Here is a 13,874-nt window from a genome sequence, read left to right on the forward strand (position 1 = left end):
TAAACAAAATGGAACAATTGGCCGTCAGCCCAGTTCTATTCGATTTCGTCCGGTATTTTTTGCCCGATATAGCGCCTGATCAGCTCTTTTAAGCACAAGATCGCTATGTTCGCCGGGTCTGAATGCAGTCAGTCCCATGGAAATGGTGATGGTGACTCGCTCGCCCTTGAAGTGGAACGGGCAGGCTTCGATCGATGCGCGCAAGGTTTCCAGTAGTTTCGCGCCGACCATAGGGATTGTGGCAGGCATCAACAGTACAAACTCCTCACCGCCAAATCGGGCGATGAAATCAGTCCCGCGCAGACGCTTGCGTAGCACGCTGGCGATGATTTTCAGCACCTTGTCGCCCGCCAGATGGCCATAGTTGTCGTTGATGCGTTTGAAATGGTCGAGGTCGAGCATTGCCAGCAACAGGGTATTGCCATGTTGCTGCCATTGGCCGATTTCATGCTCCAGGCGCTCGCTCCAGGCTGCTCGATTTGGCAGGCCGGTCAATGGATCGATCAACGCCTTCTGGCGCTGTTCTTCAAGATGCTCGCGGTAGCCCAGGGCTTCCTGCTCCATGTGGGCAACCCTTTCGGCCAGGCTTTGCAGACGGGCCGCTACTTCCTGCTCTCGCTCATCGCGCTGCTTCTGGTGTTGGTCCATGGTGCCGAGCAGGCCTTCGAGATGGTTTTCCAGCACATGCTTGAGATCATCAAGATCTGCCGCTTCCTGCATGCTGCTCTGCAAGCCGTCGACTTGCTCGCGAATTTGCGTGTCCATCTCGCGCGCGGCCGAGCGGTTGTCGGCGTGGCCGTCGCTCGCGGCCTGCAGGTTGCTCTGGAATGACTCGAGGCGTTCGTTGAGTTGCTGTAGATACGCTTCGAATTCGTGCTGGCCGCTGTCGGTGATCGCCAGCATCAATGTGGCCAGGTCATCGAGGATGGGTAGCAGTTCGTACCAGTTCAAGCCATTTTGAAGACGATCGCGCATCGCCTCGGCTTGCGGACGATGGCGCTCGGGCAACGCCAGATCATCGAGAAGGCCCAGCAGCGTTTCTTCGATATGCTTGGCGACAGAGCTGTAGGACGGTTCCGGTGAGTCCGGCAGGGCATACAGAATATCGTGCCCGGACGGCTCTGGATCGGTGGCCACCGGAGAGAGTTCGTCGGGATTGATTGTCGACAGAACCTGAATGGCCGGTGGGGCGATCGCCAGAACCGGCTCTTGTGGTTGCTCGATATTGGGTTGGGTTTGTGGCTCCGGCACTCGGCTGCCCATAGCTTCTGGCTCAAGGATGGGCGGGTCAAACGCCACAACTTCAACGGCAGGTGCCATTACTGTTGGAACCTGAATTTGCGGTGGTTGAGCAAGCATAGCGGCGGGCAGGGCGGCTTCTACGGTTGGCAACGCCCGTTGCGGTTTATCGGCCATCGGTTGTGGGGGCTCGGCCGGTGCTGCAACCGGTTCGACAGGTCGCGCGGCAGGTATTTGGGATTCGGGGGCGACGATCTGTGACGTGGTCTCCTCCGTTTCCCTACTGAACAACCGCTGCAGAAAACCCGGACGATCAGGTTCGGCAGGGTTTTCCAGCAGGTTCAAGGCTTTGCCTTGCAAGCCGCTCAGCTCGCTGAGCAGCAACGGAATTTCGCGAGCCTGGCCTACGCGTCCGTCCAGCTGTTTGGCGAATTTTTTCAGTGGCCGGCTCACTTCCCTGGGCAGCGGCAACGCTTGCAGCTGAGAGACCAGCGCTGTCAGTGCGGCACTGACTTGATCGACCCGGGTTTCCCGACGTTGCTCGGAGTCGAGCACGGCTTTTTCCAGGCGCGGCAGCAAGGCAGCCAGGCCGGCGTCCATGTCATCGGTGCGGACGACTTCACGCATTTCCTTCATGCATTGATCAACGGCGCGATCGGTACCTTCTGCAGCCAGGGTGCTGCGCACCAGCCCACGACGCAGCAAGTCGAGCCGGGCGTCCCATCGACGTTCCAGTTTTTCTTGTTGTTCGATGCTTTTGAGGTATTTCTCTTTCCAGCGCTGTGTTTCGTCGCTCATTCAGGCAGGACTCAACGCGGGCAATGCATCGGCCGTGAGCGAACCCGGCAGACGAATCTCTACCGCGACCGGTAGGTGATCGGAAATGGGATGTGCCAGCACTTCGACCTTTTCAAGGGTCAGGGTGGGGCTGAGCAGAATATGGTCCAGGCAACGCTGTGGGCGCCAGCTGGGGAAAGTCGCTTCCAGTTGCGGCGCGAGCAGGCCCAAATCACGCAACGGGGAGTTTTGCAGCAAGTCACTGGCATGGGTATTCATGTCGCCCATCAGCACCTGGTGTTTATAACCACCAATCAACTCGCGGATGTAGGCCAGTTGCAGGCTGCGGGCCCGAGCACCTAGCGCCAGGTGCATCATCACCACCACGAGCGCTTCCGGACCTTCGCCGAAGCGCACCAGAATGGCCCCGCGACCCTTGGGCCCCGGCAGCGGGTGATCTTCAATCGCCCACGGGCGCAGGCGGCTGAGCACGCCATTGCTGTGCTGACCGAGGTGACCGAGATTGCGATTGAGTTGTTGATACCAGTAGGGGAAGGCGCCGAGCTGCGCCAGGTGTTCGACTTGATTGACGTAACCCGATCGCAGGCTGCCGCCATCGGCTTCCTGCAAGGCGACCAGATCGAAGTCGCCCAGCAGATTGCCGATTTTTTGCAGGTTATCGGCACGTCCGTTGTGCGGCAGCAGATGCTGCCAGCCGCGGGTCAGATAGTGCCGATAGCGCTCGGTACTGATGCCGACCTGGATATTGAAACTGAGCAAACGCAGACGGCTGCCCACGGGCAACCCCGTCGATTCCAGGTGATGCTCGTTGACCCGCGGATGATGCAGGCCAACGATGCGTTCAGTTCCCCAGCGGCGCATGGCAGGTGCCGCGCTTAGTTGGCGACGGCCTTCGTTGCCGCTCGCTCTTTGGCAACCAGTTGGTCGGCCAGTTTCAGCGCTTGTTCGGCACCGCCGGCAGAGCCGATGTCAAAACGATACTTGCCGTTGACGACCATGGTCGGCACGCCGGAGATTTCATATTTCTTTGCAAGTTCTTTGGCTTTGACGATCTGGCCCTTGATGGCGAAGGAGTCGAAGGTGGCCAGGAACTTGTCCTTGTCTACACCCTGGGTCGCCAGGAAGTCCGCCATGTCATTTTTGTCGGTCAGTTTTTTGTGTTCTTTCTGAATCGCTTCGAAAACTGCTGCATGAACCTTGTTCTCGACACCCATGGCTTCGAGGGTCAGGAACATCTGGCCGTGTGCGTCCCAAGGGCCGCCGAACATAGCCGGAATGCGCACGAAGTTCACGTCCGAAGGCAGCTTTTCAGCCCATGGGTTAACAACGGGTTCGAAGGCATAGCAATGCGGGCAGCCGTACCAGAACAGCTCCACGACTTCGATCTTGCCAGGCACGGCCACCGGGACCGGATTGCTCAGCTCGACATAGGGCGCTTCAGGTTTTTCGGCGGCTTGGGCGGTCATGCCGAACAGGCTGGCAGCGACGAGTGCGGCGCTGATGATCAGATTACGCATGCTTTACTCCTGGACAATTGGGGCGCTTCGCGCGACCTGTTTTCAGACAGATTCCGGCGGGCTTGAGTGCTGTAGTGTAACGGCAGCGGCCACAAAAAAGGGCAGCCAAAGCTACCCTTTTTATGTTTGCATCGACGGATTAATCGAGTGTTAACGTTGCAAGAGATGTGCATCACTCACAACGCTCGATCACAAGGCCTTAGTGCAAGCCTTGAATATAGCTGGAGACTGCGGCGATATCTTCGTCGCTCAGCTTTTTAGCGATGCTCTGCATCGGTTTGGTATCGCCGTCGTTGGTCCGGCCGCCTTCTTCTTTTCTGAAATCGGTCAGTTGCTTGCCGACGTACTGAGCATGCTGGCCGCCCAGATGCGGGAAGCCGGCAGCTGCGTTGCCCTTGCCATCTGGAGAGTGGCAGCCAGTGCAGGCTGGCAGACCCTTGGCCAGGTCGCCCCCACGGAACAGTGCTTCACCGCGAGCCACGACTTTCGGGTCGGCGGCGCCGACGCTGCCTTTCTGGCTGGCGTAGTAGGCGGCGATATCAGCCAGATCCTGATCACTCAGATTGGTCAGCAGGCCGGTCATTTCCAGTACCGTGCGTTTGCCGGACTTGATGTCGTGCAGCTGTTTGTTCAGATAACGCTCGCCCTGACCTGCCAGTTTCGGAAAGTTAGGCGCCATGCTATTGCCATCCGGGCCATGACAGGCGCCACATACTGCGGCTTTCGCCTGACCAGCAGTCGCATCACCTGCAGCATGGGCAATGCCGGAGATCCCCACGGTCAACAGCAGACTCACGATCAATTTGTTCATCAGCTAATCCAACTACGGCTAAGGGTTAAAGAGTTATGGACCGGGTTTACTCGCTCATCCACTGGATGATGGCTCGGTAATCCTCGGCACTGCAGTCCATGCACAAACCACGCGGCGGCATCGCCTTGAAACCCTGGGTCACGTGTTGCACCAGCGTCTCCATACCTTTCGCCAACCTCGGCGTCCAGGCTTCCTGATCGCCCTTGCGGGGCGCCATGGGTAGTTGGCCGGAATGACAGGCACCACAAACACGGTTGTACACAGCTTCCGGATCCTGTGTAGCCTGAGCGCTGTAAAGCGGCATCAAGACACCGGCAGCTAGCAGCCATTTCGTCATAAAACGACCTTTTCAGGGTTGAGAGCGTGCTGCGTTCTAATGCGCAATCAAGGTTAATCGCTCTCGTGAACTTCATCCTACGCTGGGACAAAGCGCACACAAAATCTGCGGCATTATATACTGGCGTCACTGAAACGGAAACGACACTGCTTGCCGCGTCCATTCCCGGCGCCGCCCACATCGGAAATCCCATGCAACTCAAGAACCCCATCCTCGGCCTGTGCCAACAGTCCACCTTCATGCTCAGCGCCGCCAAAGTCGACCAATGCCCCGACGATGAAGGCTTTGAAGTGGCCTTCGCCGGGCGTTCCAACGCCGGCAAGTCCAGCGCGTTAAACACCCTGACACATGCCAGCCTGGCCCGGACCTCGAAAACACCGGGTCGCACGCAGTTGTTGAACTTCTTCAAGCTAGACGATGAACGCCGTCTGGTCGACCTGCCGGGTTACGGTTACGCGAAAGTACCGATCCCGTTGAAGCTGCACTGGCAGCGTCACCTCGAAGCCTATCTGGGCGGTCGCGAGAGTTTGAAAGGTTTGATTCTGATGATGGACATCCGTCATCCCATGACCGATTTCGACCTCCTGATGCTCGATTGGGCCATCGCCAGTGGCATGCCGATGCATATTTTGCTGACCAAGGCAGACAAGCTGACTTACGGCGCGGCGAAAAACGCGCTGCTCAAGGTTCAGGCGGAAATCCGCAAGGGCTGGGGCGATTCGATCACTATCCAGCTGTTTTCGGCACCCAAACGCATGGGCCTGGAAGACGCCTACACTGTATTGGCGGGCTGGATGGAACTGGCGGACAAGGGCAGCGAGACTGCCGAGTAAGGCTGTACAGGTGAAAAGCCAGGCAAAAAAAACCCCGGACTTCATATGGGGAGGAAGAAGTTCCGGGGTTCAAGCTCCGGACCGCTAGGGCGGGGTCCAGATATCTGCCAACACTTAACACAACATAGGAGCATCGAAGGGCTTCACCAGCCATTCAGTATCTCTGAGTGGCGGTTCAGGGATTTAGTTCAGACTATTTTCAAAAACCATTGGAAATAATCGATGTCATTTTCCGCACTATAGCCCTTCGTTATTTTGTGCTGCGGCATAAGGCCGCAGCACAGGCGACTTTCAGCCGATCAGTGCGCTTCATCCCAGTTGTTGCCTACGCCCACCTCGACCAGCAGCGGTACATCCAGTTGTGCGGCGCTGCTCATATGCGCGCGAATGTCCTCACGGACTTGGTCGATCAGGTCCTCACGCACTTCGAGCACCAATTCATCGTGTACCTGCAGGATGACTTTGGCGTCCAGGCCTGACGATGTCAGCCAGTTGTCCACCGTCACCATGGCTTTCTTGATGATGTCCGCCGCGGTGCCTTGCATCGGGGCATTGATCGCCGTGCGCTCGGCAGCTTTGCGCAGTGCCTGGTTTTTCGCGTTGATTTCCGGCAGGTAGAGACGACGACCGAAGATGGTTTCGACGAAACCTTGCTCGGCGGCCTGCGCACGCGTGCGCTCCATGTACTCCAGCACGCCGGGGTAACGGGCGAAATAACGGTCGATGTAAGCCTGGGATTGTTTGCGGTCAACGCCGATCTGCTTGGCCAGGCCAAACGCACTCATGCCGTAAATCAAACCGAAGTTGATGGCTTTCGCGCTACGACGTTGATCGTTAGTGACTGCGTCCAGCTCGACGCCAAACACCTCTGCGGCCGTTGCCCTGTGTACATCGAGGTTGTTGCGGAAGGCATGCAGCAAGCCTTCGTCCTTGGCCAGATGCGCCATGATCCGCAGTTCGATTTGCGAGTAGTCCGCGGCGAGCAGCTTGTAGCCTTTGGGTGCGACGAACGCCTGACGAATCCGACGACCTTCGGCAGTGCGAATTGGGATGTTCTGCAGGTTTGGGTCGATGGACGACAAGCGTCCGGTGGCGGCGACGGCTTGCTGATAAGACGTATGAATGCGCCCGGTGCGAGCGTTGATCTGCTCTGGCAAACGGTCGGTGTAGGTGCTCTTGAGCTTGCTCAGCGAGCGGTATTGCATCAGTACCTTGGGCAGCGGGTAGTCTTGTTCGGCCAACTCGGCCAATACCGCTTCGGCCGTCGAGGCCTGACCCTTGGCGGTTTTGCTGAGTACGGGCAAGCCGAGTTTTTCGTAGAGGATCACGCCCAGTTGCTTTGGCGAACCCAGGTTGAATTCTTCACCGGCAATGGCGAACGCCTCACGCTCAAGGGCGACCAGTTTCTCGCCCAGTTCGACGCTTTGGATGCCCAGCAGGTTGGCATCCACGAGTGCGCCTTGGCGCTCGATTCGGGCCAGAACCGGCATCAGCGGCATTTCAATCTCGTTGAGCACTTTGCCCAGGCTTGGCGTTGCTGCCAGTTTTTCCTGCAAAGCGAGGTGCAACTGGAAGGTGACATCGGCATCTTCGGCAGCATAGGGGCCCGCCAGCTCAAGAGAGATCTGGTCGAAAGTCAGCTGTTTGACGCCTTTGCCCGCGATCCCTTGAATGTCGGTCTTGCTTTGCCCCAGGTACTTGAGCGCCAGGCTGTCCATGTCGTGGCGGGTGGCCGTCGAGTCCAGGACGTAAGACTCAAGCATGGTGTCGTAGGCAATGCCCTGAACAATAATCCCGTTGCTCTGATCGCCAGCGATGGCGCAGTTGGCGAGGATATTGGTTTCGAACTTGGCGTGTTGGCCGACTTTCAGTTTGTTCGGATTTTCCAGCAGCGGCTTCAGTGCCAGCAGCACGGTGTCGCGATCCAGTTGCTCCGGCACGCCCATGTAGGAATGGGTCAGCGGAATGTAGGCCGCTTCGTTGGCCGCGACGGAAAACGACAGACCCACCAGTTGTGCATGTTGAGCATCGGTGCCATTGGTTTCGGTGACGAAGGCGATCAGGGGTGCCTTGTCGAGCTTGGCCAGCCAGGCCTCGAAGTGCTTCTGGTCGAGGATAGTTTCGTACTTCGCTTCGGCGGCGCCCGGCTGTTCCTGGACGATCTCGACAATGTCCTGACCCGAGCGCTTGGCGTCGCGCTGGTTCTCTTCGAACCAGCTTTTGAATTCCAGCACGGTGTAAAGCTCGGCGAGCTTGTCGTGATCCGGCTTGCCCATTTGCAGATCGTCGAGACCGATGTCCAGCGGTACGTCGATCTTGATGGTTGCCAGTTGATAGGAGAGGAACGCCATTTCCTTATGTTCTTCGAGCTTGGCCGCCAGGGTTTTGGCGCCGCGAATCGGCAGGGTCGGGACGATGTCGAGCTGTGCATAGAGCTCGGTCAGGCCGCCGTTCACGCCGACCAACAGGCCGGAAGCGGTCTTGGGACCGATACCCGGAACGCCCGGGATGTTGTCGGACGAATCGCCCATCAGCGCCAGATAATCGATGATCTGCTCGGGAGCGACGCCGAATTTCTCCTTCACGCCTTCCACATCCAGCGCGCTACCGGTCATCGTATTGACCAAGGTAATGTGCCCGTCGACCAGTTGTGCCATGTCCTTGTCGCCGGTGGATATCACTACCGGGCGGTCGGCGGCCGCGCTGCTGCGGGCCAGGGTGCCGATTACATCGTCTGCTTCGACGTTGTCCACGCACAGCAGCGGGAAGCCCAGAGCCTTGACGCTGGCGTGCAACGGCTCGATCTGAACCCGCATGTCGTCAGGCATGCTTGGGCGATTGGCCTTGTATTCGGCGAACATCGCGTCGCGGAACGTCCCGCCCTTGGCGTCGAACACCACGGCGAACGGGCTGTCCGGGTACTGCTTGCGCAGACTCTTGAGCATGTTCAATACGCCTTTGACCGCACCGGTCGGCAGGCCTTTGGACGTGGTCAGCGGTGGCAGCGCGTGAAAGGCGCGGTACAGATAAGAAGAACCGTCCACCAGGACGAGGGGGGCTTGGCTCATGAGCAGGATCAACCTTTTCGGCGGGTCCGGCGCTAGAATAGCGGGACCGTTGACGACAAAGGGACAAGGTTATCATGCGCACACTAAATCGCTTGTTGCTGGCTGGTTTGTTTGCAACCGTTCCGTTGGCCGTCATGGCGGCGGACGATGCGCCGACACCGGAGCCGGAAGTCACGATCCGCACGGAAGGGGACAAAACCATCCAGGAGTACCGTCAAAACGGTTTCTTGTATGCGATCAAGGTCACACCGAAGGGCGCACCGCCGTATTTTCTGGTGCGCGCGGACGGGACAGATGCAAACTTCATCCGCTCGGATCAGCCGGATATGCTGATTCCGTCGTGGAAGATCTTTGAGTGGAAGTAGTTTCTTAATTTCAATCGGCGCTGGCTCAAGCAGCGGCGCCCGTACTGGCAGTTCAAACATGTCTGTGTTCACCCCCCTGGCTCGGCCCGAGCTGGAAACCTTTCTCGCCCCTTACGGGCTCGGCCGCCTGCTTGATTTCCAGGGGATTGCCGCCGGTAGCGAAAATACCAACTTCTTTATCAGTCTGGAGCGGGGCGAGTTTGTCCTGACCCTGGTCGAGCGTGGGCCGGTGCAGGAGATGCCGTTCTTCATCGAGCTGCTCGACGTGCTGCACGACGCTGACCTGCCGGTGCCTTATGCACTGCGCACCACCGACGGCGTCGCCTTGCGCGAACTGGCCGGTAAACCTGCGCTGTTGCAGCCACGTCTGGCGGGCAAGCACATCAAGAACGCCAATGCGCAGCATTGCGCTCAGGTCGGCGAGCTGCTCGCTCATCTGCACCTGGCGACCCAGGCCAACATGATCAAACGCAAAACCGATCGCGGTCTGGACTGGATGCTGGAGGAGGGCACGCAGTTGCTTTCCCATCTGAATGCCGAACAAAGCGATTTGCTGCAACGGGCGCTGGATGAAATCACACAGCAGAAGACGAAAATTCTGGCGCTGCCGCGAGCCAACATTCACGCCGACCTGTTCCGCGATAATGCGATGTTCGAAGGCACGCACCTGACCGGGTTGATCGACTTCTACAACGCCTGTTCGGGACCGATGCTCTATGACGTGGCAATTGCCTTGAACGATTGGTGTTCGGACGAGCAAGGGCAGCTTGATGGTGCTCGGGTGCGGGCGTTGCTGGGTGCTTATGCCGCGCTGCGACCGTTTAACGCTGCCGAAGCCGCGCTATGGCCGACCATGCTGCGCGTGGCGTGCGTACGGTTCTGGTTGTCACGGTTGATCGCCGCGGAGTCCTTCGCTGGACAGGACGTGTTGATTCACGATCCGATGGAGTTTCAGTTGCGGCTGACGCAACGGCAGAAGGTCAGCACACCGTTGCCGTTCGCGCTTTAAAGTCAAAAGATCGCAGCCTTCGGCAGCTCTACAGGGGTACACAAAACCCTGTAGGAGCTGCCGAAGGCTGCGATCTTTTTTATGGGGTTACAACGACTCCAGACACCCCGCCAAATCATTCCCCAGCTTTTCCAACAACTGCTCATACCCCTGAGCGGTCGCTGGCGTGTACCCGCCCAAAGCATCCAGCTCCGCCAGTTTCACTGGCAACCCGGCCACCAGGGTTTCCGCCAGACGCGGACGCAGCGGCGGTTCGCTGAACACGCAAGTCTTGCCGACTTCCTGCAACCGCGTGCGCATCGCTGCCACGTGTTGGGCGCCGGGCTGCACTTGGGCAGCGACACTGAACACGCCGGTGTGCTTGAGGCCGTAAGCGTCTTCGAAGTAGTCGAAGGCTTCGTGGAACACGAAGTAAGGCTCGCCCGCGATACCCGCCAGACGAGCCTTCAGGCGCAGGTCCAAAGCATCGAGCCGCTCATCGAATGCCTTGAGGTTGCTCTGGTAGCGCGCCGCGTTGGCCGGATCGACAGCACTCAGATCGGTGGCCATTTTGCTGGCGATCACGCGGGCGTTGATCGGTGACAACCACAAATGCGCATCCAGGTTGCCGGGGCGATGATCGTGGTCATGCTCGTCGGCTTCTTCGACGTGGGAGTGATTGTCTTCGGCGAAATGTCGCAGCTTCAGGCCAGGCAAATCCTGCACGGCGACGGTGGGCAGCGTACGACCTTTCAGCACGCGAGGCAGGAAACCTTCCATGCTCGGGCCGATCCAGTACACCAGCTCCACCGATTGCACTTTCCGTACGTCGGAAGGGCGCAAGGCGTAGTTATGGGGCGAAGCGCCGGGCGGCAGCAAAACCTCCGGAACCGCTACGCCGTCCTGCACTGCCGCGGCGATCAGCTGTAGGGGCTTGATGCTGGTGAGCACTTTGACTTCGGCATGAGCTGAACCAATCAGCAGAAAACTGGCGACAAATGCGACAAATATGGAAAAAAGTCGGGACACGATGACCACTCGAAGAGGCGAGAACGGGTAACATAATAACGTCTCTCACAACACGCGTCGCCGCTCATGCCTAAAACACCGATTGCCAGCCGTCCCCACGACCACTCTCATTGCGTTCATAGCGCATTGTCTGAGGCCGATGCCTTGTGCGCACGTCAGGGGCTGCGCCTGACCGCTTTGCGTCGGCGGGTGCTGGAACTGGTCTGGCAAAGCCACAAACCGTTGGGTGCCTATGACATTCTGGCGGTGCTCAGCGAGCAGGACGGCCGCCGCGCCGCGCCTCCTACCGTGTACCGCGCGCTGGATTTCCTGCTGGAAAACGGCTTGGTACACCGCATCTCCTCGCTGAACGCCTTCGTCGGCTGCAATCACCCGGAACACGCTCACCAGGGTCAGTTCCTGATCTGCCGCGAATGCCACGCCGCCATCGAACTCGAGCAAAAATCCATCAGCGACGCGATCATTGATAGCGCCAAAGATGTCGGATTTATCGTCGAGGCCCAGACCGTTGAAGTGATCGGTCTCTGCTCGGGTTGCCAGGGGGCTTGATGAGCAACGCGCTGATTCGCCTCGAGCAGGTGGCTGTCACCTTTGCCGGGCAAAACGTGCTGGACAACATCGAGCTGAGCGTCGAGCCTGGGCAGATCGTCACCTTGATCGGCCCCAATGGTGCCGGCAAAACCACGCTGGTGCGCGCCGTGCTCGGTTTGCTGAAACCGGACAGCGGCAGCGTCTGGCGCAAGCCGAAGTTGCGCGTCGGTTACATGCCGCAAAAACTCCATGTCGACCCAACACTGCCGCTGTCGGTGCTGCGCTTCTTGCGTCTGGTGCCAGGCGTGGACCGCGCTCGGGCCTTGGCCGCCCTCAAGGAAGTCGGTGCCGAACAGGTGATTGATAGCCCGGTGCAAAGTGTTTCCGGTGGTGAAATGCAGCGAGTGCTGCTGGCGCGGGCATTGTTGCGCGAGCCGGAACTGCTGGTGCTTGATGAGCCGGTGCAAGGCGTCGATGTGGCCGGTCAAGCCGAGCTCTACAGCCTGATTACACGCTTGCGCGACCGTCATGGTTGCGGCGTTTTAATGGTCTCTCACGATCTGCATCTGGTGATGAGCACCACCGACCAGGTGGTGTGCCTGAATCGCCACGTCTGCTGTTCCGGACATCCCGAGCAAGTCAGCGGCGATCCGGCATTCGTCGAGCTATTCGGAAAAAACGCACAAAGCCTGGCGATTTATCACCACCATCACGACCACGCCCACGACCTGCATGGCTCGGTGGTCAGCGCGGTCCCGTCGACTCACGTTCATGGAGATAGCTGCAAGCATGGCTGATTTTCTGCTTTATGCCCTGCTTGCAGGTCTGGCCCTGGCGCTGGTCGCGGGTCCGTTGGGTTCGTTCGTGGTCTGGCGGCGCATGGCCTATTTCGGCGACACCCTGTCCCACGCCGCACTGCTCGGCGTGGCGCTGGGTTTTCTGCTGGATGTCAGCCCGACCGTTGCGGTCACCGTAGGCTGCTTGTTGCTGGCGGTATTGCTGGTGACGTTGCAACAACGGCAGCCACTGGCGTCCGACACGCTTTTGGGAATTCTCGCACCGAGCACGCTCTCTCTGGGCCTGGTGGTACTAAGCTTCATGCATGAAGTGCGGATCGACCTGATGGCCTATCTGTTCGGCGACTTGCTGGCGATCAGCCCGGCCGATCTGGCGTGGATCCTCGGCGGTAGCGCGGCCGTGCTGGCATTGCTGGTCACGCTGTGGCGACCTTTGCTGGCGATCACGGTGCACGAAGAACTGGCCAAAGTGGAAGGTTTGCCCGTGGCGGCGTTGCGCCTGGCCCTGATGTTGCTGATCGCTGTGGTGATTGCGGTGGCGATGAAAATCGTCGGCGTGTTGCTGATTACTTCGTTACTGATTGTTCCGGCGGCTGCGGCACAGCGTCACGCCCGCTCGCCGGAGCAGATGGCATTGGGCGCGAGCCTGCTGGGCATGCTCGCGGTGTGTGGCGGGCTGGCGTTGTCCTGGTTCAAGGACACCCCGGCCGGCCCGTCGATTGTGGTGACGGCCGCCGCGCTGTTTCTGCTGAGTTTTGTCCTGCCCCGTCGAGGGGTGTAGACTTGCTCGTTTTTTGCGCAAATAGAGAGTCGCAGGAATGAAGCTGTTCGCCTCCCGTTATCTGCTCCTTGTCGCATTTTCGCTGCTGCTGGGCGCTTGCCAAAGCACGCCACCGGCGGCCACCGAGGCCCCCGATGCGCGGGCCACGGCTATCGCACAGCTGGAACAAAGCCTGGCCAGCAGCGAACTGGCCACCGCCGAAGGACAATTGGCGGCCTTGCAGGCCAAGTCGCCCAACGATCAATCCCTCGAGCAATACCAGCGGCAATTGGCCGAAGCTTATTTGCTGCGCAGCCGGATCGTGTTGCAAAAAGGTGATGTGAATGCAGCAGCCACCGCCCTCAGCCGTGCCCGGGTATTGATGCCCAAAGCCCCGGCGCTGACCGGTGGTGTCAACAGCGCCATTGTCCATGCGCGCAAGGCTGAACTGGATAAAGCCGAAGCGGCTCTCAAGGCTGCCGAAGCCAAACCTCAGGCCAAAGTCATCGACCCGACGGCTGAAAGCACTACGGTGGCGTTGAACCTCACCGATATGAGCAAGCTTCGTCGTCAACTGGATGCCATCGCCGCCGATGTGGTGAATTATCAATGCGATGTGAGCATTCAGGCGCCGCGCACCCAGGATTACCCATGGCTGGCCACGCTGCTGACCAAACGGGTGAAGAAACTGGATTCGGAGTTTGATCTGAAGCTGGAAAAGCAGATTTTGCGCAACATTCCGGCGCAGATGGTTTTGAGTCCGCGTAAGCCTTAAAAGCTTCGCGGGCAAGCCTCGCTCCT

The 13,874-nt window shown here is 59.0% G+C and carries 14 protein-coding genes; 7 read left to right on the forward strand and 7 right to left on the reverse strand.

Annotated elements, in window-relative coordinates; all coding sequences use genetic code 11:
* Window positions 1–24: 24 nt before the first annotated feature.
* The 5 genes from ACYZT2_RS01540 to ACYZT2_RS01560 form a co-directional block, all read right to left on the reverse strand.
* Complete coding sequence (locus ACYZT2_RS01540) at window positions 25–2,037, reverse strand: GGDEF domain-containing protein (RefSeq protein WP_461969550.1); 2,013 nt, start codon at window positions 2,035–2,037, stop codon at window positions 25–27.
* Complete coding sequence (locus ACYZT2_RS01545) at window positions 2,038–2,898, reverse strand: endonuclease/exonuclease/phosphatase family protein (RefSeq protein ID WP_461969552.1); 861 nt, start codon at window positions 2,896–2,898, stop codon at window positions 2,038–2,040.
* Between the two features lie 14 nt (window positions 2,899–2,912).
* Window positions 2,913–3,554 carry a thiol:disulfide interchange protein DsbA gene (dsbA, locus tag ACYZT2_RS01550; protein WP_461969554.1) on the reverse strand — a complete coding sequence of 214 codons (642 nt, stop codon included), beginning with the start codon at window positions 3,552–3,554 and terminating at the stop codon, window positions 2,913–2,915.
* Window positions 3,555–3,753: 199 nt separating this feature from the next.
* On the reverse strand, window positions 3,754–4,365 hold the full coding sequence (locus ACYZT2_RS01555) for a c-type cytochrome (protein WP_253545661.1): 612 nt from the start codon (window positions 4,363–4,365) through the stop codon (window positions 3,754–3,756).
* Window positions 4,366–4,411: 46 nt separating this feature from the next.
* The gene (locus tag ACYZT2_RS01560) at window positions 4,412–4,702 is read right to left on the reverse strand and encodes a c-type cytochrome (protein ID WP_003196231.1); all 291 of its coding nucleotides are present in this window, start codon (window positions 4,700–4,702) and stop codon (window positions 4,412–4,414) included.
* Window positions 4,703–4,893: 191 nt separating this feature from the next.
* Between ACYZT2_RS01560 and yihA the strand changes: the two genes are divergently transcribed.
* Complete coding sequence (gene yihA / locus ACYZT2_RS01565) at window positions 4,894–5,535, forward strand: ribosome biogenesis GTP-binding protein YihA/YsxC (RefSeq protein WP_038980342.1); 642 nt, start codon at window positions 4,894–4,896, stop codon at window positions 5,533–5,535.
* Window positions 5,536–5,834: 299 nt separating this feature from the next.
* On the opposite strand, the gene polA is transcribed toward yihA, so the two are convergent.
* Window positions 5,835–8,603, reverse strand: a complete 2,769-nt coding sequence (gene polA, locus ACYZT2_RS01570) for a DNA polymerase I (protein ID WP_461969558.1) — start codon at window positions 8,601–8,603, stop codon at window positions 5,835–5,837.
* A 74-nt stretch (window positions 8,604–8,677) separates the two neighbouring features.
* On the opposite strand from polA, the gene ACYZT2_RS01575 reads away from it, so the two are divergent.
* Both ACYZT2_RS01575 and ACYZT2_RS01580 read left to right on the forward strand, forming a co-directional pair.
* The gene (locus tag ACYZT2_RS01575; RefSeq protein ID WP_076029142.1) at window positions 8,678–8,968 is read left to right on the forward strand and encodes a DUF2782 domain-containing protein; all 291 of its coding nucleotides are present in this window, start codon (window positions 8,678–8,680) and stop codon (window positions 8,966–8,968) included.
* Between the two features lie 58 nt (window positions 8,969–9,026).
* A complete protein-coding gene (locus ACYZT2_RS01580; protein ID WP_461969560.1) occupies window positions 9,027–9,977 on the forward strand; it encodes a homoserine kinase in 951 nt (316 codons plus the stop codon).
* An 87-nt stretch (window positions 9,978–10,064) separates the two neighbouring features.
* Here the strand turns inward: ACYZT2_RS01580 and ACYZT2_RS01585 are convergent, their stop codons facing one another.
* Entirely contained in the window at window positions 10,065–10,985 is a 921-nt protein-coding gene (locus ACYZT2_RS01585) for a zinc ABC transporter substrate-binding protein (protein WP_461969562.1), read from the reverse strand.
* A 66-nt stretch (window positions 10,986–11,051) separates the two neighbouring features.
* On the opposite strand from ACYZT2_RS01585, the gene zur reads away from it, so the two are divergent.
* From zur to ACYZT2_RS01605, 4 genes are read left to right on the forward strand one after another with little or no spacing between them, the layout of a single operon-like run.
* Window positions 11,052–11,534: a zinc uptake transcriptional repressor Zur gene (zur, locus tag ACYZT2_RS01590; protein WP_461969564.1), complete on the forward strand. Its 483-nt coding sequence runs from the start codon at window positions 11,052–11,054 to the stop codon at window positions 11,532–11,534.
* Window positions 11,534–12,313: a zinc ABC transporter ATP-binding protein ZnuC gene (gene znuC / locus ACYZT2_RS01595; protein ID WP_008076246.1), complete on the forward strand. Its 780-nt coding sequence runs from the start codon at window positions 11,534–11,536 to the stop codon at window positions 12,311–12,313. The genes zur and znuC overlap by 1 nt, the downstream gene beginning before the upstream one ends.
* Window positions 12,306–13,094, forward strand: a complete 789-nt coding sequence (gene znuB, locus ACYZT2_RS01600; protein ID WP_461969567.1) for a zinc ABC transporter permease subunit ZnuB — start codon at window positions 12,306–12,308, stop codon at window positions 13,092–13,094. The genes znuC and znuB overlap by 8 nt, the downstream gene beginning before the upstream one ends.
* Window positions 13,095–13,131: 37 nt before the next feature.
* Window positions 13,132–13,848, forward strand: a complete 717-nt coding sequence (locus ACYZT2_RS01605; protein WP_461969569.1) for a PA5502 family lipoprotein — start codon at window positions 13,132–13,134, stop codon at window positions 13,846–13,848.
* The last annotated feature ends 26 nt before the right edge of the window (window positions 13,849–13,874 follow it).

Source organism: Pseudomonas sp. MDT1-85 (assembly GCF_054898065.1).

What these genes read in the sequence shown, in the direction of transcription:
- dsbA (WP_461969554.1), bottom strand. Translation starts at nt 3,554, where the DNA reads ATGCGTAATCTGATCATCAGCGCCGCACTCGTCGCTGCCAGCCTGTTC.
- ACYZT2_RS01580 (WP_461969560.1), top strand. Translation starts at nt 9,027, where the DNA reads ATGTCTGTGTTCACCCCCCTGGCTCGGCCCGAGCTGGAAACCTTTCTC.
- ACYZT2_RS01545 (WP_461969552.1), bottom strand. Translation starts at nt 2,898, where the DNA reads ATGCGCCGCTGGGGAACTGAACGCATCGTTGGCCTGCATCATCCGCGG.
- ACYZT2_RS01560 (WP_003196231.1), bottom strand. Translation starts at nt 4,702, where the DNA reads ATGACGAAATGGCTGCTAGCTGCCGGTGTCTTGATGCCGCTTTACAGC.
- znuC (WP_008076246.1), top strand. Translation starts at nt 11,534, where the DNA reads ATGAGCAACGCGCTGATTCGCCTCGAGCAGGTGGCTGTCACCTTTGCC.
- yihA (WP_038980342.1), top strand. Translation starts at nt 4,894, where the DNA reads ATGCAACTCAAGAACCCCATCCTCGGCCTGTGCCAACAGTCCACCTTC.
- znuB (WP_461969567.1), top strand. Translation starts at nt 12,306, where the DNA reads ATGGCTGATTTTCTGCTTTATGCCCTGCTTGCAGGTCTGGCCCTGGCG.
- ACYZT2_RS01605 (WP_461969569.1), top strand. Translation starts at nt 13,132, where the DNA reads ATGAAGCTGTTCGCCTCCCGTTATCTGCTCCTTGTCGCATTTTCGCTG.
- polA (WP_461969558.1), bottom strand. Translation starts at nt 8,603, where the DNA reads ATGAGCCAAGCCCCCCTCGTCCTGGTGGACGGTTCTTCTTATCTGTAC.
- ACYZT2_RS01540 (WP_461969550.1), bottom strand. Translation starts at nt 2,037, where the DNA reads ATGAGCGACGAAACACAGCGCTGGAAAGAGAAATACCTCAAAAGCATC.
- ACYZT2_RS01575 (WP_076029142.1), top strand. Translation starts at nt 8,678, where the DNA reads ATGCGCACACTAAATCGCTTGTTGCTGGCTGGTTTGTTTGCAACCGTT.
- ACYZT2_RS01555 (WP_253545661.1), bottom strand. Translation starts at nt 4,365, where the DNA reads ATGAACAAATTGATCGTGAGTCTGCTGTTGACCGTGGGGATCTCCGGC.
- zur (WP_461969564.1), top strand. Translation starts at nt 11,052, where the DNA reads ATGCCTAAAACACCGATTGCCAGCCGTCCCCACGACCACTCTCATTGC.